At 48.4% G+C, this 23164-nt stretch carries 21 protein-coding genes, 1 tRNA gene and 1 pseudogene; 12 read left to right on the top strand and 11 right to left on the bottom strand.

All coding sequences use genetic code 11. The features are described from left to right. Nucleotides 1-21 precede the first annotated feature (21 nt). The gene (merP, locus tag C5610_RS10305; protein ID WP_105307080.1) at nt 22-321 is read right to left on the bottom strand and encodes a mercury resistance system periplasmic binding protein MerP; all 300 of its coding nucleotides are present in this window, start codon (nt 319-321) and stop codon (nt 22-24) included. Nucleotides 322-334: 13 nt separating this feature from the next. Continuing rightward, the gene (gene merT, locus C5610_RS10300) at nt 335-685 is read right to left on the bottom strand and encodes a mercuric ion transporter MerT (protein ID WP_105307079.1); all 351 of its coding nucleotides are present in this window, start codon (nt 683-685) and stop codon (nt 335-337) included. A gap of 74 nt (nt 686-759) precedes the next feature. Here merT and merR point away from each other — a divergent pair, with 74 nt between their 5' ends. Continuing rightward, a complete protein-coding gene (merR, locus tag C5610_RS10295; RefSeq protein ID WP_006956210.1) occupies nt 760-1203 on the top strand; it encodes an Hg(II)-responsive transcriptional regulator in 444 nt (147 codons plus the stop codon). 48 nt (nt 1204-1251) lie between these two features. Here merR and C5610_RS10290 read toward each other — a convergent pair whose 3' ends face one another. From C5610_RS10290 to C5610_RS10270, 5 genes are all read right to left on the bottom strand, one after another. Then, on the bottom strand, nt 1252-1587 hold the full coding sequence (locus tag C5610_RS10290) for a YnfA family protein (RefSeq protein WP_006956209.1): 336 nt from the start codon (nt 1585-1587) through the stop codon (nt 1252-1254). A 2-nt stretch (nt 1588-1589) separates the two neighbouring features. Next, complete coding sequence (locus C5610_RS10285) at nt 1590-2477, bottom strand: cation diffusion facilitator family transporter (protein ID WP_105307078.1); 888 nt, start codon at nt 2475-2477, stop codon at nt 1590-1592. A gap of 62 nt (nt 2478-2539) precedes the next feature. After that, nucleotides 2540-5737: an efflux RND transporter permease subunit gene (locus tag C5610_RS10280; RefSeq protein ID WP_105306729.1), complete on the bottom strand. Its 3198-nt coding sequence runs from the start codon at nt 5735-5737 to the stop codon at nt 2540-2542. Nucleotides 5738-5748: 11 nt separating this feature from the next. Beyond that, nucleotides 5749-6861, bottom strand: a complete 1113-nt coding sequence (locus tag C5610_RS10275; RefSeq protein ID WP_105306728.1) for an efflux RND transporter periplasmic adaptor subunit — start codon at nt 6859-6861, stop codon at nt 5749-5751. 3 nt (nt 6862-6864) lie between these two features. Beyond that, nucleotides 6865-8115, bottom strand: a complete 1251-nt coding sequence (locus tag C5610_RS10270; protein ID WP_105307077.1) for a TolC family protein — start codon at nt 8113-8115, stop codon at nt 6865-6867. 211 nt (nt 8116-8326) lie between these two features. Between C5610_RS10270 and C5610_RS10265 the strand changes: the two genes are divergently transcribed. From C5610_RS10265 to C5610_RS13640, 10 genes and pseudogenes are all read left to right on the top strand, one after another. Then, the gene (locus C5610_RS10265) at nt 8327-8512 is read left to right on the top strand and encodes a hypothetical protein (RefSeq protein ID WP_034733748.1); all 186 of its coding nucleotides are present in this window, start codon (nt 8327-8329) and stop codon (nt 8510-8512) included. Between the two features lie 549 nt (nt 8513-9061). Beyond that, a pseudogene (locus tag C5610_RS10260) lies at nt 9062-9157 on the top strand (DUF4277 domain-containing protein); the annotation flags it as partial. Between the two features lie 97 nt (nt 9158-9254). Continuing rightward, complete coding sequence (locus C5610_RS10255) at nt 9255-10133, top strand: cation transporter (RefSeq protein WP_187346266.1); 879 nt, start codon at nt 9255-9257, stop codon at nt 10131-10133. Beyond that, nucleotides 10134-10637 (top strand): signal peptidase II, encoded by a 504-nt coding sequence (gene lspA / locus C5610_RS10250; protein WP_011234872.1) that lies wholly within the window; start codon nt 10134-10136, stop codon nt 10635-10637. A gap of 75 nt (nt 10638-10712) precedes the next feature. Next, on the top strand, nt 10713-11036 hold the full coding sequence (locus C5610_RS10245) for a hypothetical protein (protein ID WP_006955685.1): 324 nt from the start codon (nt 10713-10715) through the stop codon (nt 11034-11036). 47 nt (nt 11037-11083) lie between these two features. Continuing rightward, nucleotides 11084-12331 carry a TolC family protein gene (locus tag C5610_RS10240; protein WP_105307075.1) on the top strand — a complete coding sequence of 416 codons (1248 nt, stop codon included), beginning with the start codon at nt 11084-11086 and terminating at the stop codon, nt 12329-12331. Further along, on the top strand, nt 12328-13230 hold the full coding sequence (locus tag C5610_RS10235) for an efflux RND transporter periplasmic adaptor subunit (RefSeq protein ID WP_100690626.1): 903 nt from the start codon (nt 12328-12330) through the stop codon (nt 13228-13230). Before C5610_RS10240 ends, C5610_RS10235 begins: the two co-directional genes overlap by 4 nt. Before the next feature lie 12 nt (nt 13231-13242). Next, on the top strand, nt 13243-16374 hold the full coding sequence (locus tag C5610_RS10230) for an efflux RND transporter permease subunit (RefSeq protein WP_105307074.1): 3132 nt from the start codon (nt 13243-13245) through the stop codon (nt 16372-16374). 264 nt (nt 16375-16638) lie between these two features. Continuing rightward, nucleotides 16639-17046 carry an AAA family ATPase gene (locus C5610_RS13645; protein WP_208107642.1) on the top strand — a complete coding sequence of 136 codons (408 nt, stop codon included), beginning with the start codon at nt 16639-16641 and terminating at the stop codon, nt 17044-17046. Nucleotides 17047-17210: 164 nt separating this feature from the next. Next, nucleotides 17211-17852 carry an ATP-binding protein gene (locus C5610_RS13640; RefSeq protein ID WP_222842994.1) on the top strand — a complete coding sequence of 214 codons (642 nt, stop codon included), beginning with the start codon at nt 17211-17213 and terminating at the stop codon, nt 17850-17852. A 105-nt stretch (nt 17853-17957) separates the two neighbouring features. Here the strand turns inward: C5610_RS13640 and C5610_RS10220 are convergent. The 4 genes from C5610_RS10220 to C5610_RS10205 all read right to left on the bottom strand — a co-directional run bounded on the left by C5610_RS10220 (nt 17958) and on the right by C5610_RS10205 (nt 22015). Continuing rightward, nucleotides 17958-18033, bottom strand: a tRNA-Phe gene (locus C5610_RS10220). Nucleotides 18034-18123: 90 nt separating this feature from the next. Further along, nucleotides 18124-20034: a biosynthetic arginine decarboxylase gene (gene speA, locus C5610_RS10215; protein ID WP_105307073.1), complete on the bottom strand. Its 1911-nt coding sequence runs from the start codon at nt 20032-20034 to the stop codon at nt 18124-18126. Further along, on the bottom strand, nt 20034-20954 hold the full coding sequence (gene speB / locus C5610_RS10210; protein ID WP_105307072.1) for an agmatinase: 921 nt from the start codon (nt 20952-20954) through the stop codon (nt 20034-20036). The genes speA and speB overlap by 1 nt, the downstream gene beginning before the upstream one ends. Nucleotides 20955-20977: 23 nt before the next feature. Further along, nucleotides 20978-22015: a 6-phosphofructokinase gene (locus C5610_RS10205; protein WP_105307071.1), complete on the bottom strand. Its 1038-nt coding sequence runs from the start codon at nt 22013-22015 to the stop codon at nt 20978-20980. Nucleotides 22016-22086: 71 nt separating this feature from the next. Between C5610_RS10205 and C5610_RS10200 the strand changes: the two genes are divergently transcribed. Then, entirely contained in the window at nt 22087-23163 is a 1077-nt protein-coding gene (locus tag C5610_RS10200; protein WP_105307070.1) for an Ldh family oxidoreductase, read from the top strand. Nucleotide 23164 lies beyond the last annotated feature (1 nt).

The raw sequence follows: 23164 nt of genomic DNA, 5'->3' as shown, positions 1-23164 counted from the left end.
GCTATAAGGCATTGTGATGTTTCATGACTGATTTTTTGGTGCCGTTGCTTTCAGTGTTGATGGGTATCCTGCATTTGTCGTTGCTTCAGTGAGCTGCTTAACTGACGTTTTTTCGTCGTCGAATGTCACGGTTGCATCCCGTTCTTCAAAACGGACATCGACGGCGCTCACACCTGCGACTTCACCGAGTGCAGCTTTGACAGTAATTGGGCAGGTGACGCATGTCATACCGTGTACTGATAGCGTGACGGTTTTCTCAGCCGCCAATGCGGGCATACTAAACAGTAAAAATAAAATGGTTGTTATCATTGCTTTTTTCATTGTGTATTGCCTCCTAGTAAAAGAAAGGAACAACATAGGGGTAAGCCAGTGCTGTTAAAGTAAGTACCGCAACGAGCCAAAACATCACTTTGTAGCTCTTACGAGCATTTGGCGTTGCGCAGGTGTCATCAGGGTTGCAGTCATCAGCACGCCGGTATATTCGACGCCAGGCAAAGAATATGGCAATCAATGCAATGGCAATAAAAATGGGTCGATAAGGCTCAAGTGCTGTGAGGCTCCCAATCCAGGCCCCGGATACACCGAGTGCAAGTAATATGAGGGGACCCAGACAACACGCAGATGCCAGAGTCGCTGCGATCCCTCCCGCGAGAAGAGAGCCCCGACCAGATTTTGAATTTGACATAAGAGTAACTCCTTCGGGCATTTTGCTTTAATGTGTTAATCTTAGACCCGTACCTCACTACGGAAGCAATAGCTATGTTAAAAAAACGCAACGTAATGACAATTGGCACGCTGGCCAAAACAGCCGGCGTGGGCGTGGAAACGGTGCGCTATTATCAGCGCCGAGGGCTAATGAGCGAGCCGGAAAAGCCGTATGGGGGAATTCGACATTACGACGAACAAGCGCTTGCTCGGCTTCATTTTATTCGCGCGTCTCAATGGCTTGGATTTAGTCTGGATGAAATTGGTGAGCTATTAACTCTGCAAGATGGCGCTCATTGCGATGAAGCACGGGAGCTTGGAGAGCAAAAGCTCACCAGTGTTCGTCGAAAGATATCGCACTTACAGCAAATTGAACAAGCGCTGAATGAGTTGGTGCAAAAATGCAGCGCCGGACACGGAGATGTCTATTGTCCACTGATGGCGTCGCTTAACGATGGGGTTGAGGACGCTACGACGGACAAACATAAGGTGCGCTAGTCTGTGTAAAACTTTTGAGTGGAGTTCTTTAACTGAATTGCTTTATAGCTAACGCCAGCCATACACAAGAATCCCCATACCGGTTAGCACAAACGTCGTGCCAATCAGGTCGAAATTGGATAGTGGCGATTTATCGACAATTCGCAGCCAGACTATGGCAGTTAACACGTAAATACCACCATAAGCTGCGTAGACCCGCCCGCTTTCCGCTGGATGAAGTGTTAATAAGTAAGCAAATAAAGCTAAGCTTATTGCTGCCGGAATGAGCAACCAAACGGAATGGCCCTCTTTGAGCCATAGGTAGGGTAAATAGCAACCGACAATTTCGGCAATTGCGGTTGCAATAAATAACCCGAGCGTTTTCAATAAAAATAATGCACTCATTATCAGTTGTCCCTACACGCTTCATCAGGATCTTCTAATTCTACTGTTGTATGGCTTAAAGCATAGGGCGCAAGGACGTTATCGATGCGCTGTTTTAAGTCGCTACGAGCCTCAATATCAAGGTTCTTAGTTAACACCAAATGAACGGTTAATACATGCTCCTCGCCGTCTAGTGACCAAAAATGCAAATGGTGTAGGTCAGCAACATGAGGTAGCTCCAGTAAAGCGTCCGCGACTTGTTTGTAGGTTTTTTTGTCTGGCGTGGCCTGTATGAAGAGTTTCAGTGTTGCCCACAGGTTGCGTAGTACATTCACTAAAATAAATAGAGTAAAGCCAATCGACAATATAGGGTCGAGAATCGGCCAGTCTACGAACAGCAAAACAATACCAACGATAAGTACAGTAACCCAGCCGAGAACATCTTCTAGCAAGTGCCAGTTAATAACGCGCTCGTTTAACGTTTTACCTTCTGACAATTTGTAAGCCGCAAAGCCATTAACCACAATGCCAAGTACCGCCAACGCAATCATGCCATCAGCCATGGGCATTTGTGGGTTCCAGAGCCTGGGAATTGCTTCTACAAGTACCCAGGCAGAGCCTGCGATTAAAACAACGGCATTAATAAATGCACCGGCAAGATTCAGTCTCTTATAACCGTAGGTAAAGTGTTGGTTAGCCTGTTTTTTGCCAAGTTTATTTAGTATCCACGCGAGACCTAACGACAGGCTATCGCCAAGATCATGAACGGCATCAGCTAAAATGGCGGTACTGTTGGTAAGAAAACCACCAATGAACTCAATAATGGTAAAAACAAAGTTAAGCAGAAATGCCCAACCTAATCGGTTGGACGGCATGTCCTTTGAGTGATCATGGTTATGGTGATGTCCCATAATACGTTCCTCTTTTAATAAAAGGGGGCGACAATAACCGCCCCCTTAAATGCTATTGAACCCTAACGGCTTAAATCCTTAATTTTTTGTTTCGAAAACCAAGGATAGAGCACGGGTAAGATAACCAATGTCAGCAGAGTAGCTGATACCAAACCACCAACAATGACGGTAGCCAGTGGGCGTTGAATTTCAGCCCCTGCACCGGTTGCAAACAGCATGGGAATGAGTCCTAACGCTGAGGTTATTGCAGTCATCAATACTGGGCGGAGTCGCGACCATGCGCCATCAAACACGGCATCATTAACCGCATGCCCATCGGTTATTCTCTGGTTAATACTCTCGACCAGAACTACACCGTTTAGTACCGCCACACCAAACAGCGTGATGAAACCCACGGCGCTGGGCACCGATAAGTACTGTCCTGACACATAGAGAGCCACAATACCGCCGATGACTGCCAATGGTACATTCACCAAAATCAACATGGCTTGACCCATGGTGCCGAAAGCAAAATAAAGCAGCAGGGCGATGAGTGCCAGCGATATGGGAACGACAATGGACAAGCGCTCCTGTGCTCGTTGTTGACTTTCGAACTGGCCACCAATATCGACTGAGTAACCGGTTGGTAAATCCACCTTCTCGTCAATCGCCTTCCGAATATCGGCAACCACGCTACCCATGTCACGACCCTGAACGTTCGATTGAATCACAACGCGACGCTGTACATCATCACGACGGATTTGCGGTGGTCCTGATTCAATTGCGACGTGGGCGACTTCGCCTACGGTTACCCAGGCTCCCGAAGGAGTTAACAAGCGTAACGAGCGAATAGACTCCGGCGTATCGCGGAATTGCTTGGCCAGCCGCACGTAAATATCATAGCGCTCATTACCGCGAATGATCTGGCCTGCCGAAGCGCCACCCAAGCCATTGTCGACAACGCTCAGTACATCGGAGACATTTAAGCCGTAGCGTGAGAGTTGTTGGCGTTTCGGCGAAACCACGAGTTGTGCTTCACCTTTTATTTGCTCCATCGCTACTGCAACGGCCCCGTCAACTTGCTTGACGGCACTTTCTATTTCCTGGCCTTTACGGGCCAACACGTCAAGCTCGGGTCCAAATAGTTTGATGGCTAGCTGCGATTTTACACCTGAGAGCAGTTCATCAACCCGTGTTGCGATAGGTTGTGAAAAATTAAACAACAAGCCTGGGTGAGCATCGAGTTTTGCCTCCATTTTTTCTTGTAAGGCGTAGCGATCCGATGCTGTTGTCCATTCAGACTGCGGCTTGAGACCCACGTATATCTCGATGTTGCTGATAGGCTCTGGATCACCACCCACTTCAGCTCGTCCAATGCGGCTGAGTGCGTAGGTGGTTTCCGGGAACGACATCAGGATTTTTTCAAGCTTCGGAGCCACCTCTAAGGCCGTTTCAAGGTTAGAGGAGGGGGCTAATGTCACGCGAATATTAATCGTGCCTTCTTCCAATTCGGGCGCAAATTCTGTGCCGAGACGAGGCACTAACACCAAAGCGCCGACAAACAGCACACCGGCCAGGGTAATAACAGCCTTTTTACTGCGTAACGCCACCGATAATAGTCTTTTATAACCATTATCTAGTGGTTTAAGCAGTTTATTTTCACGAGGCTTAATACCCCGACTGAAAAAGTAACTGGCTAATGCCGGGACAACCATAATGGCCACAAAAACCGCGGAGATAATGGCCAACATAATACTGATCGCCATGGGCTCAAATAATTTAGCTTCAACACCCTGAAAACTAAACAGTGGCATAAAGACCACCAAGATAATCATGGCGGCAAAGAATACCGGTCGTGCCACTTCGTTAGCCGCTTCCTTAACTCGCAGCTTGATACCATGGCTATCGAGTTTGGCTGCCTGAGGATCCGGGTCGCGGTGCTCTGTGCGTTGCTCGGCGTCGCCTTGGTGTTCACTATCCGGACGACTTAAGTGCTTAAAGATGTTTTCAACCATCACCACGGAGCCGTCGACCAGCATACCAATGGCAACAGCAATCCCGCCCAGCGACATCAGGTTAGCTGACATGCCCATCGCGGACATTACCATCAGGGCAATGGCGATAGAAACGGGAATGGACAGTAACACTAAAAAAGTAGCGCGTATGTTGAGCAAAAACAGTGCTAATACTGCGATAATAAAGACAAAGGCAATGAGCAGTGAATATGCGACCGTAGATACGGCTTTTTGTATTAAATCGGCCTGATCATAATACGGCTCAAAGGTGACACCCTCGGGTAATGCTTGCTGAATAAGCGGAATGCGCTTTTTAATACCGTCGATGGTGGCTTTGGTATTCGAGCCCATGCGTTTGAGCACAATACCCGACACCACTTCGCCCAGCTGGTTGACCTCGCCGTCGACTTTACGCGACATTGAGACCGCTCCCTGGCGAATTTCACTGCCGATTTCGACGTCGGCAACCTGGCCCAGTGTTACGGAAACGCCGTCAACGGTTTTGAGCGGTATTTGTTGTATCTGCTGTAGACCTTTTTTACCGCTTTCCAGCCAGCCGGTGCCGCGAATAACCAACTGCTCCTGACCGCGGGGCATATACCAACCACCAACGTTACCGTTATTCTTGTTGACCGCGCCCATGACGTCTTGCTGGGTAAGGTCGTAAGACAGCAGCTTGGCGGGATTGAGGTTAACCTGATATTGCTTAACTTCACCGCCAAAGGACAAGACTTCGGTAATTCCCTCAACGGGCATCAGTAGCAGTTTAACCACATAGTCGTTAAGACTGCGTAGCTCCATGCTACTGACATCAGAGCCCGGCTCGGCAAGTAGCAGATACTGATAAACCTGGCCGAGACCGGAAGAGTTAGGGCCCATTTCGGGCGTGCCGACTCCCTCTGGAATCAATTCCTTTGCCGCTTGCAGCCGCTCGAATACCAGTTGCCGGGCAAAGTAGATATCGACACTCTCGTCAAATACCACGGTAATGCCCGATAAACCTGTTTTTGAGATTGACCGAACTTCTTTGACGTCGGGCAGGGCATACATCACCGACTCTATCGGATAGGTAATCAGCTGCTCGACTTCGGTCGCTGCTAATCCGGGTGCTTCCGTATTTACCGTTACCTGAACGTTGGTAACATCGGGAAAGGCATCCAGATTAAGTTTGGGAATAATAAAAAATGACGCAATGCTGATGCTGAATAAAGCCAATACCAATAACAGGCGATTGGCGACAGCAAACTGAATAATGCGCTGAAACATACAACCTCCTGTTAGTGGTTATGTGGGTCAAAACCGCCTTTAGCGATTTGTGAGCGAACGAAAAACGCGCCGTTGTCTACGTATTTTGTGCCTTCCTTAACGCCTCGAATAACTTTCCACGGACCCTTTTCATCAACCAATTCGACTTTCTTCGGTTCAAACTTTCCGGGTTCGTGCTCAATGAATATCTGCCAGTCACCATCAGGGGCCCGCATTAAGGCTGAGTCCTTAACTGCAAGCACCGGTCCATCCGACTTGACTGAGAAATAAACATCCGCAAATAAACCAGGGTGTAATTGGTCCTTTTCGTTATTTACCGCAAGTCGTACCGTTCGGGTGCGGGTTTTATGGTCTATTGTGTGGCCTTCCTGAATGACTTTTGCCGCAAAGCGCTGATTGTCGACACTCACTGTAACAGGATCACCAAACTGCACACTAAGGTCAGCTGAGCCTGGTAGACGAGCATTAACCCACAAGGTTTCTTCTTGCAGCACTTCAACCAAGTGATTACCGGCATTAACTTGCTGGCCTTGCTTGAAGTTATCGCTAACCACAATCCCGCCAATTTCTGAGGTCAGTTGGTATTCGCCGATAGGGTAGTTAGCTTTACTTAAACGCTTAATGTCGCTGGCTGACATACCAAATGCTTTGAGTTGCGCTTGCGCTGAGGTAAAGGCGTTTTTCGCTTCGACAAAGCGTTTTTCACCCACCGTTGACTCGCCGAGTGACTGCACGCGTTGCCACTCGTTAAGTGTGACCAAATACTGACTTTGCGCCTCCGCCATGGTCGCGCTGAAGAGGGTTGCCAGCGGCTCACCTTTTTCGACGTGGTCGCCAATACTGACAAAACGTTTGAGCACGGTCGAGTCGATGCGCGGACTCACGATATAGCTGTTAAAGTCGTTAGCAACCACCTCGCCCGGGGCATAAACCGGGTATTCAATGACTTGAGTTTGCAAGGTTCGCGTGGTGATATCTGCCATGGACAGCTGCTTGCTGGATAGCTCCACGCCTGCACTTTCCTTGTGGGTAGTTTCTTTTTCGTCGTGTCCGTGTTCATCCTGCGCCATAACCGAAAAGCTCAGCGCAAGTGCTATTGCTGCGTATAAAGGTTTTACTGACATCGTTTACTCTCCAATCTCTGCGTTTGTTGGCTGGCTTAACGGCGATAACGTCAGTGCTTTACTGAGTTCGCCCGAACGGTACAACCATTCAATGGCGGCCAACCGATATTGTGTTTGCAGCGCTATCCCTGCAAATTGGCTATCGAGCTGCTGTTGCACAGCGGTGAGGTAGTCTGTGGTGGATAGGTCACCGGCGAGCCAGGACTGCTCAATCACCTGCATCGACTCATCCTGCCGAGATTGGAAGTCTCTTTGCCAGCTTTGCCATTGTTTTTTAACAAAGCGGTAGTTGTTAAGGGACGATTTCAGTGCTGCTTGCCATTGTTGGCGTAGCGCAATCAAACGCTTTTCTTCAGCAACAGCTTCGCTATTGGCGGCGCGTACTGCATCGCTGTAGTTATTGCGAATCTGTAGTGGAATGCTGAATGATAAGCCAACTACTGTTTCGTTATCGGTCTCGCCCGCTTCGACGCCTATGGTTGGGTTGGCGGTGGTTAACGAGCGTTTCCAGTCGACATCGGCGCGCTTTAATTGCCATTGCAGGTAAGCGGCTTTTAACGCTGGATGTTGTTGCCAACGAGTCGTTAACGCAGGTTCAACGTTAAATAGCTCCTCATTAATGGAGAGTTGACCGACATCAGACGTTGTTAGCAGAGCGTTTAACTCTGCTTCAGCGGATTGCAGTTGTTGATAAGCCGCTGCCGTTTGTTGCAGTTGCCGACTTAGTGCGAGTACCGTCAGTTGTTCGTCGACGGCACCTAAGTCACCGGCTTTACGTCGTTCGGCAACCAGGCTTATCGCCTGTTTAACGATTTTCTCTTGCTGCTTGGCCAGTGCGTAACGCTGTTTTGCATCCAGCCATTGCACATAGGCATTCAACAGAGTTTTAGCATGCGATGTCGCCGACTGGCGATAAATACTCACTGCCATAGCCGTCATGGCGTCACTCTGACTGGCTCGTGCTTCATTGCGAGTGCTCCAGTCCAGCGTTTGGCTTAGGCCAACAGTGTAATTATTGATGTCACCCTCGCGCTCTAAGCGTGACGATAAGCTAGGGTTGTACAAAGGCTGATTTAATTGTTTGCCCTGTTGGATCAGCGCTTCAGCCTGCTGTTGAGCGGCTTCAACACTGGGGTGTTGCTGCACAGTTTTTTGCCATTGCTCGGGCAACTGTTGTGCATTGGCGTAGCTTGAACTTATTGCCAGACTTACGGCAATAAACAAGCGTTTGCTATGTGTCGAAAACGGACCCATAGATAGACTCCTCAGTCATATTACTGCGTAAAATAATGATTTTTTTGCGCTGCTATAGCAGCTTATTAGACAGTTATGAGGAGATGGGAGGCCGGAACAGTGGTGATGACAGTGGATTAGTGTAGAACTGGGTGTACCCAGGGCGCATTGTTCCCATTCGTGGTAACGCGAGAGTTTTTTCAGTCTTCATGGCATATAAATGAAATGAGCCATGGCAGTGACAGCAGTGATGGCAGTCAAAGCTGATTTCTCCACTTTTAGGGAGATTGCGCTTATCGATGTGGGATTCGTCATGCTCAAAATTGAGGTGTTGCTCAGAAGAGGACTGGTGAGATTGATGCACATCAGCAACCGCCTGACTGATTTGAGTCAGAACAGCAACAAGCACCAGTATTAAAAATCCGAGTCTAAGCATCATTATCTTACAGTTCTAAATAAGCAGCTTAACGGTACATTAATTAAAAATAGTTCTCAACTAGTGAACTAGTGGCGATTCATAGTGCATTCAATGTTCCAAATATAAAGTAGATATCAATATAATAGATCCCTTATAAGCTGGCTAAATGTAATTACTAACCAAGTGAGCGTATTCCAACTTTTGAGTGAAGGGGAAACGCAAATCAGGCATATCACTAAAAGCGAAAGTCCGCACAAGGCACTAAGCATTAGACTCTTTATATTTATGTTACCGAAATTGGAGCGGCTGTTCTGCTTCCCCATCAGTAGCCTAACGAAGCTCCGCTGGACAACCTTAAAAAATTGTGTAAGTACGTTGTGTAACCTCCGGAAATTTAGACGTCTCGATTACAACTAACACCGTTATTCCGCACCAATATTCGGATTTAGAACTGTCCAATAAATGAGCGATTGATCGCCAATTTACCGATTACCTCTTGACGCCGATCCCCGATCTTGATCTATTACTCTCTTTTGGGAGTCCAAAACCATGCCTACACCTTCCTACCAGATAAAAAACCTCGACCATCTTGGCCTGGTTGCAGGTATGTGCCAAGAGTTAGAAATTGCCGAGATGATAGATGCGCATAAGAAAATTTCCTATCTAGTTAAGTAATTTCTTGACCTTATAGTAACTTTATAGTTTTTAATTGTGAAACTATATATTTAAGGTAAGTAATACGATGGCTAGTTCCTTTGATACGGTTCGAACAAATGGCGACTCAAAAAATGCCTACGAAGAGTCAGGTAAACGGCTCATCGTTTACTCTGTAGCAAAAATGGATTGCCCATCAGAAGAACGAATGATTCGCTTGGCACTGAATGGGTTTGAGGAAATTCATTCATTATCCTTCGACTTGTCAAACCGTCGGCTGAAGGTATTACATGATGGTGAGACAGCCTTTATTACTTCTAAATTAGAGACTCTAGGTTTGGGTGCCTCGCTTGAAAGAGACACTGCTGCGGACTCCGAGGCAATCAAAGCTGAGGAGTTTTCGGCAAGTTCGGATAAGCAGGAGTCCCGCACCTTGTGTTGGTTGCTCACCATCAATACTCTTCTGTTCTTGGTGGAAATGACTGCCGGACTGCTTTGGCAGTCTGCTGGTTTGATTGGGGAATCTTTAGATAATATTGCCGATGCGGCAGTTTACGGGCTTTCTCTTTATGCCGTGGCGCGTAGTGTTAATATGCAAATACGTGCTGCGCACCTAGCTGGCGTACTACAACTGGTTTTGGCTCTGGGTGTACTTGCAGAAGTTGTGAGACGCTTCGTATTCGGGAGTGAACCTGAGTCACTTGCGATGATGGGGATTGCATTTGTCGCGTTGATTGGCAATACCATCTGTCTTCTACTTATCTCCAAACATAGAGGAGGTGGTGCGCATATGAAAGCAAGTTGGATTTTTTCAGCTAATGATGTAGTGATTAACCTTGGCGTAATCATCGCTGGCATCCTCGTTGCGTTGACCGGGTCGAATTACCCAGATCTTATTATAGGTAGCATAGCAGGTTTAATCGTGCTTAACGGGTCAAGACGCATTTTTGCACTGAAGGGGAACTGAATGTCCTGCGTTGATAAAGGATTTTCGCCCTATATTTCTCTGTTAATTTCTGGTTTAACTGTAGTCTTTGACCAAGTGATCAAGTGGCAGACGCAGCAATCAATAGCTTACGGTGATTCGATTTCATTGACCCCTTTTTTCAATTGGGTACACACTTGGAACACTGGTGCGGCATTTGGCCTGCTTTCAAATGGTGGAGGTTGGCAGCGCTATTTTTTTATTGGGGTTGCTCTGCTAATGTCTGTGGCTTTAACGAGGTTGATCTTTAATAAAGTAAGTAAACGGGATGGCATTAGCTACGGGCTGATTCTTGGGGGGGCGGTTGGGAACCTCATTGACCGACTGTTTCGTGGCTATGTTGTCGACTCCCTTCATCTAGGTTGGCAAACGTGGCAATTGCCAGTTTTTAATATTGCCGATATTGCAATTACCCTAGGAGTTATCCTATTACTGTTAAGCAACTTGCAGGTCTCAATGATACCGAATCTACCGGGTTCTAAGTAAATAGTAAGTATAATAATTAATATGGCCGAGCTTATTTTGGATGGATTAGGAATTTATATTGAGTGGGGTAATTGAATGAAAATATCTTGGTTTTTAATACTGACTGTGCTCATTCATAGCTCTTTTGCCTGTGCTCCTGTGGCTGGTACTTTCAGTCAGTCTTCAATAAAGAGTGCAGGAGTTGCGTATGACTTAGTCTTAGAAATTGAGCGTGAAAATCAAGACTTAAATAAATCAATATATGATAGTAAACAACAAACACAACCTCATATTAGTTGCATTACTGGTTATAACCTCTTAATTTCAGCCGTGCCTGTTATTTTGGCACCCAACTCAAACTCGGTAGGTTTTGACCAAAGCCTGACTCACCAACCCCCTGTACCTCCACCAAACGCGTAACCGTTAACTTAGACTTTTTAAAACCTATAAGTTAATGGAGAAGCAACATGAAGTATTTATACTTCGTGGCAGCCTTTTGCTTAGGTGCGCTAGTGCCTGTGGCGACGGCTGCGACGACAGATTTAAAGCTGAAAGAAGCGTTACAAAAAACGATCAAGAATAACCCTGAGTTACTGGAGTATGATTATAAAATACGAGCTGCAGGAGCACTGATAGAGCAGGCTGAGTTTTCAGCGAACCCAAGGGTATCTGCGGAAATAGAAAACTTTGCCGGCTCAGGACGGCTAGAAGGTATCAGTAACTCACAGTTGACCGTATCCTTTTCTCAGCTCATAGAGTTAGGGGACAAACGGCAGTTACGAGTTAAAGCTGCAACCGAAAAAGAGAAAGCTCAGCGAGCAGAGTTTGAGTATCGTCAAATTGAGGTTTTGGCAGAAACCACACAGCGTTTCTATGACATTTTAAAACTTCAGCAAGTCGCGCATACCAGCGAGCGTCAAATTCAGCGAACTGAGCGACTGATAAAAGTGGCACAGGAGCGTGTAGAAGCTGGCGCGGTGCCTAAATCCGAGGTTATTCGCATTAAATTACAGTTAGAGCGCCAATACGCTTTCTCTGACGAGTTGAACGGTAAACTGAAAAAGCAACAAGCTGAACTGGCTTCAATGTGGGCAGGCGAGCTCAATTTTACGCGCGTCTCTGGAGACTTTACTTTTCCGCTAAGCCTCCCGGAAAAAGCCAACGTGTTATCGGCTGTTAATCGGGCGCCGGAGTATTTGCGTTTACTGGACTCTGAGCAACTTCTACAAGCGCAAGCCAGAGCGTTAGCAGCGGACTCAACGTCGGATATTACCGTTGGTGTTGGGGCTCGTTACAATAACGAGTTCGATGATGCCGGTCTAATTGTCCAGGCATCAATGCCATTGCAGTTCGCTGACCCTAACGTCGGTCGCATAAAGCAAAGCCGACTACTGCATCAGTCTAACCTAGCGCAGCAAAAAGTGGTTCGGCAGCAACTGAAGTCACTGGCTTTATCACTAGTGCATAGTTTGCAAACTCACCAAAGTTATCTGCAAAAGATAAACCAGCGACTGATGCCGCTATCTGAACAGTTACTCGCACAAACTCAACAGGGTTACGCACGCGGAACGCACTCTTTGTTGCAAGTGTTAGACGCGCAAACAGAGTTAGCAAAACTCGAGTATGAAAAAATCTCCCGTCAACATGCGATTTACAGCGACATCATCGAATTAGAGCGCATGACCGGACAGCCGTTTTTAGGAGTACAACAATGAAACTCAACACATTGATTACAATTATCTGCATTGCCAGTTTTTCACTGCCCGTATTGGCTTATGAGAAAAAACACGAAGAGCATGAAGCACCCCATACCAATTTAAGTGATGCAGCAATAGAAAACGCGAAATTAACGTTGGCAACAGCGAGCGCTCAAAGCATTCGAGTAAAGCAAACAATTTTCGGTGTAATAGCCCCCAATAATAACAATATTGTGCATATCGGAGCGAAGTACAAAGGTATTGTTACGTCACTAAAGGCCAATATCGGCGATGACATAAAAGCCGGGCAAACTCTGGCTGTTGTTGAGAATGTTACGACAGGCACGGCATTTGAAGTCATCAGCCCAATTAGCGGAGAGGTAACTGCACGTTTTACCAATGTTGGTGAAGTGGTTGAGCAAAAGCCATTATTTGAAGTCCTGGATCCATCATCGGTCTGGGTAGAGCTTTCAGCGTTCCCGGAGAACATTGAGTCGTTAGAAGAAGAGCAAACGACCTATGTGTACGACTTGCATCATCATAAAACCGTCGAAGGAACTGTGTCTTATATCTCGCCACAAATGACTGGCGGACATATTGCACGCGCACTTATCGAGTTGCCCAATCAGTCGGGGCATTGGCGACCGGGAATGCACGTAAAAGCGGATGTCGTTACAGACAGCTTTAACGCGAGCTTGGCGATAAACAATGATGCTGTTCAACGTTTAGAAGATAACCCCGTTGTTTTTATTAAAGAGGGTAATCGTTTCGAAGCCAGGGAAGTTGAGTTAGGCCGAACTGACGGTGAATACACCGAGGTGTTATCGGGTATTGAGAATGGCGAAAGTTATGTCGTTGAAAACAGCTACTTGATAAAGGCTGACATTCTAAAACAAGGCGCAGGCCACAGCCATTAGGGAGACTAAACAATGATAGATGCACTCATTCGCTTTGCGGTTGAGCGTCGATGGCTGGTGCTTGCCGCAACCTTGTTAGTAGCAGCTGCGGGCGTTTATAGCACATTAAAGCTACCCATCGATGCTGTGCCGGATATTACCAATGTTCAGGTACAGATAAATTCAGAAGCGCCAGGCTATTCGCCATTAGAAACCGAACAACGTATTTCTTATCCGGTGGAAACCGCGATGGCAGGTTTACCAAAGCTGGACTACACCCGCTCGATCTCACGCTATGGGTTGTCGCAAGTTACCGTGGTGTTTGAAGAGGGCACCGATATTTACTGGGCTAGACAACAAATCAGTGAACGACTGCAAAAGGTAAGGGGAGAAGTACCCGACGGTATCGAGCCGACGATGGGGCCAATAGCCTCCGGCCTTGGTGAAATTGTTAATTATGTAGTACGCGCGAAAGAGGGGGCTACCAATGCCGATGGCGAGGCGTATACGCCCGAGCAGTTGCGTACCATCCAGGATTGGATCATTAAGCCGCAACTGGTCAAGGTGCCCGGTGTTACCGAGATTAATAGTGTGGGGGGTTATGAAAAGCAATACCAGGTGGCTCCCATCCCCGGTCGTATGCTGGCCTATAAAGTGACCATGCAGGACCTTTTGGCAGCATTGGATCTTAACAATAGAAACGCTGGTGCCGGTTATATCGAGAAAAATGGTGAGCAATGGTTGGTGCGTTCGCCTGGACAGCTTAAGACACTTGACGATATTCGTGATGTGGTCGTGACAAAACGTGATGATGCACCGGTGCGCGTGAGTGACGTGGCTGAGGTCAAACTGGGAGAACAATTACGCACTGGCGCTTCAACCTCGGGCGAGAGCGAGGTGGTATTGGGCACGGCCATGATGCTTATTGGCGAAAACAGTCGCATCGTTGCACAGAATGTCGCCAATAAAATTGAGGAGGTGCAACGAAGCTTGCCAGACGGGGTGGTGATTGAAACGGTGTATAACCGTACTTCTCTCGTTGATAAAACTATTGCAACGGTCGAGAAAAACCTGTTTGAAGGTGCGGTGCTGGTTATTGTGGTGCTTTTCATTCTGCTTGGAAATGTCCGTGCAGCACTGATTACGGCGTGCGTTATTCCCTTGAGTATGCTGTTTGCGGTAAGCGGCATGGTCGCCAACAAGGTGTCTGGTAATTTAATGAGCCTGGGCGCAATTGATTTTGGTATTATCGTCGATGGTGCGGTCATTGTGGTTGAAAACGCTTTGCGACGGCTTGGAATTGCACAGCAACGCTTAGGCCGGGTACTTACCACTAAAGAGCGCTTAATTGAAGTAACCCATAGTACTCGTGAGGTATTTAACCCTGCGGTATTTGGTGTGCTTATCATTATGCTGGTGTACTTGCCCATATTTGCGTTAAGTGGTGTTGAAGGCAAAATGTTTCATCCCATGGCGTTTACTGTCGTAGCCGCGCTTTTAGGGGCTCTGATTTTCAGCGTTACCTTTGTACCCGCTGCTATTGCAATATTTGTCCGTGGCAATATTAAGCACGGTGAAAACCGAATAATGCGAGCCGCCCGCAAAGTGTATCAGCCGGTTTTACAGCAAACACTGAAGCTTCCAGTTGTCATTATTTTGCTTGGCTTTGGGCTGTTTGCGGTATCAATGTTTCAGGCGAGTCGCATGGGAACTGAGTTTTTGCCACAGCTTGATGAAGGCGATATTGCCATGCAAGCCTTGCGCATTCCGGGGACTGGCTTGCAGCAGTCTATAGCAATGCAAAAAGATGTCGAGTCTGTGGTGTCACGCTTTGACGAAGTTAAACTGGTATTCTCAAAAATTGGTACCCCGGATGTTGCGACCGACCCTATGCCACCGAGCGTCGCTGATACCATTATTATTTTAAAGGAGCGTGAGGACTGGCTAAACCCAGAAAAAACCAAAGAGCAACTGGTTGCTGAAATACGAACTGCTGTGCAAGAGCTTCCCGGTAATAAGTACGAGTTCACTCAACCGATTGAAATGCGGTTTAACGAACTTATTGCAGGCGTTCGAGCTGACTTGGGGGTTCGTATTTATGGCGATGACTTGCAAACGCTTAAACGGTTAGGCGACTCAGCCGCGGCAGTCATTCGCACCGTTGATGGCGCTGCTGATGTTCGGGTTGAACAAATGACCGGTTTATCGACACTCTCAGTGATACCTAAGCGTGATCATTTAGCGTTATTAGGCCTAACAGTGGCTGATGTGCAACGGGCAGTTCAAGCAGCGGTTGGCGGCGTTCAGTCAGGGATTATTTACGAGGGGGATAAACGCTTCAAACTCATGGTACGTCTCGACAAAGAATGGCGTAAGAGTATTGAGCAGCTTAAATCACTGCCGATAGACGTCTCAGCTAGTAACCCAGAGCTAAGCTATGTGCCGTTAGGCGAGGTCGCCGAATTAAGCTTGAATAGCGGACCAAACCAAATCAATCGGGAAAGCAGCAAACGCAATGTTATTGTGAGTGCGAATGTTGAAGATCGTGATTTGGGCTCTTTTGTGGCAGATGTTCAGGATGCGCTAACGACTGACGTTGATTTGCCAGCAGGTTATTGGGTTAACTACGACGGTACCTTTGAACAGCTGCAATCAGCTTCCCAACGGTTGAGTTTGGTTGTGCCATTAGCGCTGCTATTAATTATTGGCCTGCTATACAGTGCGTTTAATTCGCTGAGCAGTGCACTCGTCATATTCACAGGCGTTCCCTTAGGGCTGACCGGCGGGATATTCGCATTAGCGCTGCGTGATATGCCGCTATCAATTTCCGCTGCAGTCGGCTTCATTGCACTGTCGGGCGTGGCGGTTTTGAACGGCGTGGTCATGCTGACATTCATACGGCAACTGCTGCGCGACGGACTGCCGTTGAAAGATGCGGTGTTTGAAGGCGCGCAACAACGGTTAAGACCTGTACTGATGACTGCTCTTGTAGCTAGCCTGGGCTTTGTCCCTATGGCATTTAATACCGGTGTCGGCGCTGAGGTACAGCGACCACTGGCTACTGTGGTAATCGGCGGCATTGTCTCGTCGACATTATTGACTTTGGTGGTGCTGCCAGCGTTGTACTACACAGTGCAGCGCTTTAAGAGACCCCGTGTAGAATAAGTTGAAAATTTAAGCACGCTCTTTATTGGGCGTGCTTGTTAATTTTTACATTGGTAGAGATTTGATTGGCACGCATCGGATACGTGCAAAAAAACCGCATAAAGTGCAGGGCTTTTTCTGAATAGTGGTGCGGAGGCGGAATCGAACCACCGACACGAGGATTTTCAAATAGGCAAGTAGCCGCACTTATAATAGTCAAATAGACGCTGTCAAAACCGGTGTTTGGTCGACACACCCGTCGTCTGTGTGTTAGGACCGCGCCAGGTGGGGAAGTCGACTTTATGCCATCAGGTCGCGTCGGATCGTCACTACTTGACGTTTGACGACCATGCCATCCTAACAGCTGCTCAACAAGACCCAACCGGCTTTATTCAAAGCCTGCCAGAACAGGTAACGCTTGATGAAATTCAAAGGGTGCCGGAATTGATACTGGCGATAAAAGCTGAAGTCGATCGCAACCGACAACCAGGGAGGTTTCTTCTCACTGGCTCTGCGAACCTATTGCTACTACCTAAGGTGAAAGAGTCGCTAGCAGGCCGTGTGGAGATCTTACATTTACACCCACTGGCCGAATTAGAGAAAGAGCAAAACAAGCCCGCCTTTTTAGAGGCATTGTTCAGTGGCAAACTCAAGCCCAGAATCACTCAAGCTCAGCAGGAACTCTTGGGGTAGCAGAGCGTGTATGTCAGGGCGGTTACCCAGAACCGTTAACTCGCTCTGCTTCACGAGCACGGCAATGGTTATTGAGCGACAATTACGGTGGCCGGACCGGCCACCGTAATTGACGCTACATACAATGGTACCGGCAATACCTGCAAACTATTATTCAGAACGATGTGAAAGACATTGCCAATATACGCGACGAGGACGAGCTACTGCGCTTAGCCGAATTGCTAGCTTTACATACAGGTAATTTACTTAATACCAGCAGCATCGCAACTGATCTTAAAATGCGTCGCGAAACGGCTGAAAAATACATTAGTATATTGGAGCATTTGTTCTTGGTTTATCGCTTACCTGCATGGCATAGCAATCAAGCCAAACGGTTGGTAAAAGCCCCCAAACTGCATTTAATTGATAGTGGCTTGGCCGCCTTTATGAATAATTTAAAACCTGCCGAATGGCATGATTATTCTTCCGACTTTGGCCCATTGCTGGAAAGCTTTACCATTCAACAAATTCGCACTCAAGCGGAATGGTTAGAGGATCCTATTCGACTCAGCCATTACCGAGATAAAGACAAGATCGAAGTCGACTTGGTGCTTGAACAAGGCCGCGACATTTATGGCATTGAAGTAAAAAAAGCCGCCAGCATTCAAGCCAAAGATGGTGAAGGACTAAAACGGTTGGCTGCGCAAGCCGGTAAAAGCTTTAAAGGGGGCGTATTGCTCTATTGCGGCAATAACGCACTGCCACTAAAGACTGAAAACTGCATCGCGGCTCCAATGACGTGGCTTTGGCAAAACGATTTTTTATGAGGTTAGAGGTAATGCCAAGTTACTGAACTGTGTGACTAAGTGTGTTACATCCGATGTTCAGAAACTAAAAAGCCCCGCACAAAGTGCAGGGCTTTTTCTGAATAGTGGTGCCCGGAGGCGGAATCGAACCACCGACACGAGGATTTTCAATCCTCTGCTCTACCGACTGAGCTATCCGGGCGACGAGGCGTATTAAACGTTTTTTTGAGTTCCGAGTCAACCGATTTTCTAAGGTTTTTTACTGTTTGCTCAGTAAATCACCGTTTTGCGGTTAATCGACGCTCAAATAGGTACTTCCGGCCAGGCAACGCTCATAAAAGTTGGTCCAGCGCACGCCCTCGCGCGGTGCCAGCTTACCTTTACGAACCTGACGGTCGATTTGCTTTTTCACGGTTTTGGCCATCGACTCGGTATTGTATTGCATGGTCTGCAGTACTTTTTCGGCCGAAGTGCCCGGAACCACCTCTTCAATGTAAAAGTCACCTGGTTCGTCGTCGTGGCAATAAACATGAACTTCGGTCAGGCGGCCAAACAGGTTATGCATATCACCCATCACATCCTGATAGGCGCCGGTCAGGAACAAGCCGACATGGTAGTCCTCGCCCTTTTTCAGCGTGTGCATTGGGATGTTATCGCTGATTTCGGTGCCTTCGATGTATTTGCTCAGCTTACCGTCGCTGTCGCAGGTAATGTCCGCAATCGAACAACGTACCTGCGGCTTCTCGTCAAGCCGGGAAATGGGGACGATCGGCAGTACCTGACCAATCGCCCAGGTATCCGCGGCCGATTGGAAAATGGAGAAGTTACACAGATACTGGCTGGCGAGCATGTCTTCCAGTTCTTCCAACTCCTGAATAAACTGATTCTCTTCGTCCAGTGAGTGATGAATGTCTGTCAGTATGCGCCAGTACATGGTGTCCAGCTTGGCCATTTCCGGTAACGACAAAATGCCGAGCTTGAACGCCTCGTAGGCATTCTGCTTATAACCAGCGGCGTCATTGTAACGTTCTTGCGGATGGTACTGGTCACCGGATAAATACAACTCACGCATGTTCTTAACTAGAATATGCTCATTGTCGCTGGCGCTGACATCAAAATCGGTTCCGGCGGGTTTGATTTCACCAACGATATTGGTCACCACGCAACTATGATGGGCGGTCATGGCTCGTCCGCTTTCGCTGACGATGTTCGGGTGGGCGACGTTTTCCAAATCGCAGATCTGTTTAACGCCCCAAACGACGTCGGCGACGTATTCTTCGGTGGAGTAGTTGCGCGAGGAGTCGGTGGTGGAACTGGTACCGTCATAGTCAATACCGAGGCCGCCGCCGATGTCCAAATATTCCAGCGGAACGCCTTCTTGCACCAATTTTGCGTACAAACGAGCACCTTCGGTCACCGCTTCTTTGATCTTACGGATGTCCGACAACTGACTGCCAATGTGAAAATGCAGTAATTTGGCGCAATGCAGCATATCTTCTTCGCGCAGACGTTCAATCACGTTAAGAATTTCGGCAATGCTGAGACCGAATTTGGCGCGGTCACCACTGGAGCCTGCCCATTTGCCCGAGCTACGCACCATCATTTTTGAACGCAGACCAATCATTGGCTCGACACCCAACTGCTTGGCGAGCGGGATCAGCATTTCCAATTCGGAATATTTCTCGATCACGATGATCATTTTCCGGCGCAACTGGCGGCCTAACAACGCCAGCGTTAAGTAATCTTTATCTTTATAGCCGTTCAGAATGGTCAGTGCGTTAGGGTTGTCATTGTATGCCAATACCGCCATCAGCTCCGGTTTTGAACCCGCTTCCAGGCCATAATCATAGGGTTCACCGGCATCCATGATCTCTTCGACCACTTCGCGCATCTGGTTTACCTTGATTGGGAATACACCGCAGTATTCGCCCTGATAGTCCGCATCAGCAATCGCTTGTGCGAAGGTTTCGTTGATGATTTCAACTTGTGAACGCAAAATGTCATGAAACCGAATAACCGCCGGAAACTCGATGCCTTCGGCTTTAATTTCTTCCACCACATCGTTCATGTCGATGGTGATATCCGGATAGCGATGGTTCGGCGCAATTTTGATGTTGCCGTTTTCGCCAATCGAAAAATAGCCGGCACCCCAGCGGTTAACACCGTAGAGTTCTTCGGCCTGTTCAATATTCCAGTCTGACATTAAGCGTTTGCTCCTGACTGCTCAAGTGTTAGTAAAATTTCCCGAACAATTTTTGCTGCAAAAACGTCGGAATTACCGGTTGGATCAATTTTCGGTGACAGCTCAACAACATCAGCGCCGACAAAGTTTTTGCCACACAGGATTTTCATTAAACTGACAAAGGAGTGAAAGTCTTCACCGCCCGGTTCCGGCGTACCGGTGCCCGGCAAAAACGAGGGATCGAAGTAGTCCAAGTCCAGCGTCAGATAAATAGGACGATCCGCTGCGATGTCACGTACGCTGTCCAGGAACGCCTGGCGTGACTGTCGGATGGTGCCGTGCTCTTTCATCCATTGGTATTCATCGCGGGTTCCGGAACGAATGCCGTACTGTATCAGTTGATGGCCATCACCAAAGTGGTCATAGGCGCGACGGATAATTGAGGCGTGCGAAAAATGATAGCCGAGGAACCCATCGCGTAAGTCAGCATGCGCGTCCAGGTGCAATAACACCAAGTCCGGAAACTCTGTTAGGTGTTTGACGATCGGTGCATAGGAGATCGAATGCTCGCCGCCGAGCGTCAGCACCTTGGTTTTTGTGCCTTTTAGCTGGAGCGGTTCGAAGATGGCGTTAAAGTCTCCGACGGCATGGTGCCATTGGGCTTCGACGTCGTCGTCAAAGCCCAGGCGAAGGTTGCCGAGGTCGAAGAACTCATAGTCTTCAAGATCGGCATCTAAGTAGGGTGAGTACGACTCGATGTCTTCAGATACGGCACGTAAACCGTCAGGGCCTTCTTTCGTGCCTTTACGGAAGCAAGCGGTGCCGTCAAACCCGAAACCGATTAAATGAGTATGGCCCGGGCGAATCGAAAACGCACGCTCGGCGCCAAAAAAAGGGCGGCTCGGATCGTTGGTCGGAACCGGCAAAGGGATCTGAGACATAAACGCTCTCACCTCACTGTTGATTATTTCTGTGTCGCCTTATGGCGTTCCTTTTTGACCGGATTAAACAGTTTGGTCTGTATATCGATCAACTCCTGGCTGAGTTTTTTACGCTCCATCCAGGTATCCTGTAATGGCGTTTGCGTTAACTCATTACGCTCAACACCTGCCATAACGCCGGTTTCACCGCGGCGGATCAGTTCCACGGCATGCACACCCAGACGCGTGGCCAAAATACGATCCATGGCTGTCGGTCGTCCACCACGCTGCACGTGCCCTAACAGACAAGGCCGGCAGGGAAAATTCAGCCGATCTTCCAACTGCTCTGCTAAGTGTACGGCACCGCCCGGCCATTGGTTCTCACATAATACCATGACATAACTGGAATCGCCGCGAACCCGGTGTACGGCTTCGATGTGTTTAACCAGCGCATCGACGGTCAGCGGTTTGTCTTTTTGCAACTCCGGCAAAATCATGCGTTCTGAGCCACAGGCCATCGCACTGCTGATGCCGATATATCCCGCGTTGCGGCCCATGACCTCGACAATAAACACACGGTCCATCGCTTCGGCAGTATCGCGGATTTTATCCAGCGCATCCATGGCCGTTTCTACGGCGGTGTCATAGCCAATGGTATTGTCGGTACCATACAAGTCGTTATCGATGGTTCCGGGGACGCCAATAATAGGGCCTTGCCAAAATTTGGCAAGATGATTTGCGCCACGAAATGATCCATCGCCGCCGATAACAATAAAACCGTCGATCTGATGGGCATCGAGGTTCTCAGCCGCTTCACGCGCGCCGTCGTCGGTTTTAAAACGCTCGCTGCGGGCACTTTTAATGATGGTACCCGAGTATTGCAGGATATGTTCAACCTGCTCGCGGCCCAGCTTCACAAAATCATTGGTCAGCAGGCCCTCATATCCATGGCGAAAACCAATGACTTCGATACCGTAATGTTCGGCTGTGAGCACCACCGCGCGAATGGCGGCATTCATTCCCGGTGCATCACCACCACTGGTAATTAATGCAATTCGATTAATAGCGTCAGAAGATGACACGATCTTTACTCCTTGATAATGTCTTAGCGTTAGCTTACCTATAGTGTCATGGCATACCAAGAGGAAATTTGATGTCCAGTGCAGTAACACGCTTTGATTACCGACAACTTTTACAATGGGCCGATGAAAGTTTGCAACAGGCCGGCGCTTCCGGAGAGATTGCCCGTCATGTGGCATTCTATCTGCTGGAAGGCGATTTGCTGGGCTATTCGACCCATGGCCTGATTCGTTTGTTGAATAACTGCCAGTGGTTACAGCAGGGCAAAAGCCTGGGTAAAGGCCAGCCGACCGTGGTCAGTGAGCGCGCCGCGGTGGCACACTGGGACGCCAATCATTTGCCGGGCCCTTATGTGGTGCCGCAGGCCATCGAAGCGGCAACGGCCATGGCGAAGCAGGCCGGCACCGGCACTATTGTGATTCGCCGCAGTCAACATATTGCAGCCTTGGCGGCTTACCTGAGCCTGGCGACAGAGCAGGGCATGGTAGTGAGTCTGATGTGTTCAACTCCGGGGCAGCGAGCGGTGGCACCATTTGGCAGTAAGCAAGCGATATTTTCACCGAACCCGTTTGCCCTCGGGGTTCCCAGTTCCGGTCAACCGCTGCTGCTGGACATCAGTTTTTCCATGACAGCGGCGGGCAAAGTTCGCCAGGCTAAAGCCAATGACGTCGCCTTGCCTTATCAAGCGTTAATTACCGAACAAGGCGAATGGACGGACGATCCGGCCAGTTTCTTCGCCGATCCACCCAGTGCTATTGCGCCGTTAGGTGGACAAAAATTGGGTTATAAAGGCTATGGGCTGACATTATTCAGTGAGATCATGACGATGGCATTGAGCCAGTACGGTCGCCGTCAGGGCGGCAACGACGGCGACGCCAACTCGGTTTGGGTACAAGTGATTGACCCCAGTGCATTTGGTCCACAAAAAGCGTTCCTACAGCAAGTGGACGATATGCTGGAGGATTGTCGTCAGGCGACCCCAATTGATGCTAATGAGCCTGTGCGCATTCCCGGGCAACGAGCGTTACAACGCAAAGCGCAACAACTGAAGCAGGGCGTTGCCTACAGCGCAGCAACGATGAAGGTGTTGCAACGCTGTGAGGAACTGGTTGGGGTAACGTTACCCACAGCGCTGTCAGGCGGAGCTTAAG

Source organism: Idiomarina sp. OT37-5b (assembly GCF_002968395.1).
Classification (GTDB): domain Bacteria; phylum Pseudomonadota; class Gammaproteobacteria; order Enterobacterales; family Alteromonadaceae; genus Idiomarina; species Idiomarina aquatica.
Note: the sequence above shows the minus strand (reverse complement) of the source record. Positions and strands in the feature narration are given on the sequence as shown.

Bases quoted from the DNA above. Each gene is read 5' to 3' on its own strand.
- merP (WP_105307080.1), bottom strand. From the start codon at position 321: ATGAAAAAAGCAATGATAACAACCATTTTATTTTTACTGTTTAGTATG.
- merT (WP_105307079.1), bottom strand. From the start codon at position 685: ATGTCAAATTCAAAATCTGGTCGGGGCTCTCTTCTCGCGGGAGGGATC.
- merR (WP_006956210.1), top strand. From the start codon at position 760: ATGTTAAAAAAACGCAACGTAATGACAATTGGCACGCTGGCCAAAACA.
- C5610_RS10290 (WP_006956209.1), bottom strand. From the start codon at position 1,587: ATGAGTGCATTATTTTTATTGAAAACGCTCGGGTTATTTATTGCAACC.
- C5610_RS10285 (WP_105307078.1), bottom strand. From the start codon at position 2,477: ATGGGACATCACCATAACCATGATCACTCAAAGGACATGCCGTCCAAC.
- C5610_RS10280 (WP_105306729.1), bottom strand. From the start codon at position 5,737: ATGTTTCAGCGCATTATTCAGTTTGCTGTCGCCAATCGCCTGTTATTG.
- C5610_RS10275 (WP_105306728.1), bottom strand. From the start codon at position 6,861: ATGTCAGTAAAACCTTTATACGCAGCAATAGCACTTGCGCTGAGCTTT.
- C5610_RS10270 (WP_105307077.1), bottom strand. From the start codon at position 8,115: ATGGGTCCGTTTTCGACACATAGCAAACGCTTGTTTATTGCCGTAAGT.
- C5610_RS10265 (WP_034733748.1), top strand. From the start codon at position 8,327: ATGGCAGTGACAGCAGTGATGGCAGTCAAAGCTGATTTCTCCACTTTT.
- C5610_RS10255 (WP_187346266.1), top strand. From the start codon at position 9,255: ATGGCTAGTTCCTTTGATACGGTTCGAACAAATGGCGACTCAAAAAAT.
- lspA (WP_011234872.1), top strand. From the start codon at position 10,134: ATGTCCTGCGTTGATAAAGGATTTTCGCCCTATATTTCTCTGTTAATT.
- C5610_RS10245 (WP_006955685.1), top strand. From the start codon at position 10,713: ATGAAAATATCTTGGTTTTTAATACTGACTGTGCTCATTCATAGCTCT.
- C5610_RS10240 (WP_105307075.1), top strand. From the start codon at position 11,084: ATGAAGTATTTATACTTCGTGGCAGCCTTTTGCTTAGGTGCGCTAGTG.
- C5610_RS10235 (WP_100690626.1), top strand. From the start codon at position 12,328: ATGAAACTCAACACATTGATTACAATTATCTGCATTGCCAGTTTTTCA.
- C5610_RS10230 (WP_105307074.1), top strand. From the start codon at position 13,243: ATGATAGATGCACTCATTCGCTTTGCGGTTGAGCGTCGATGGCTGGTG.
- speA (WP_105307073.1), bottom strand. From the start codon at position 20,034: ATGTCAGACTGGAATATTGAACAGGCCGAAGAACTCTACGGTGTTAAC.
- speB (WP_105307072.1), bottom strand. From the start codon at position 20,954: ATGTCTCAGATCCCTTTGCCGGTTCCGACCAACGATCCGAGCCGCCCT.
- C5610_RS10200 (WP_105307070.1), top strand. From the start codon at position 22,087: ATGTCCAGTGCAGTAACACGCTTTGATTACCGACAACTTTTACAATGG.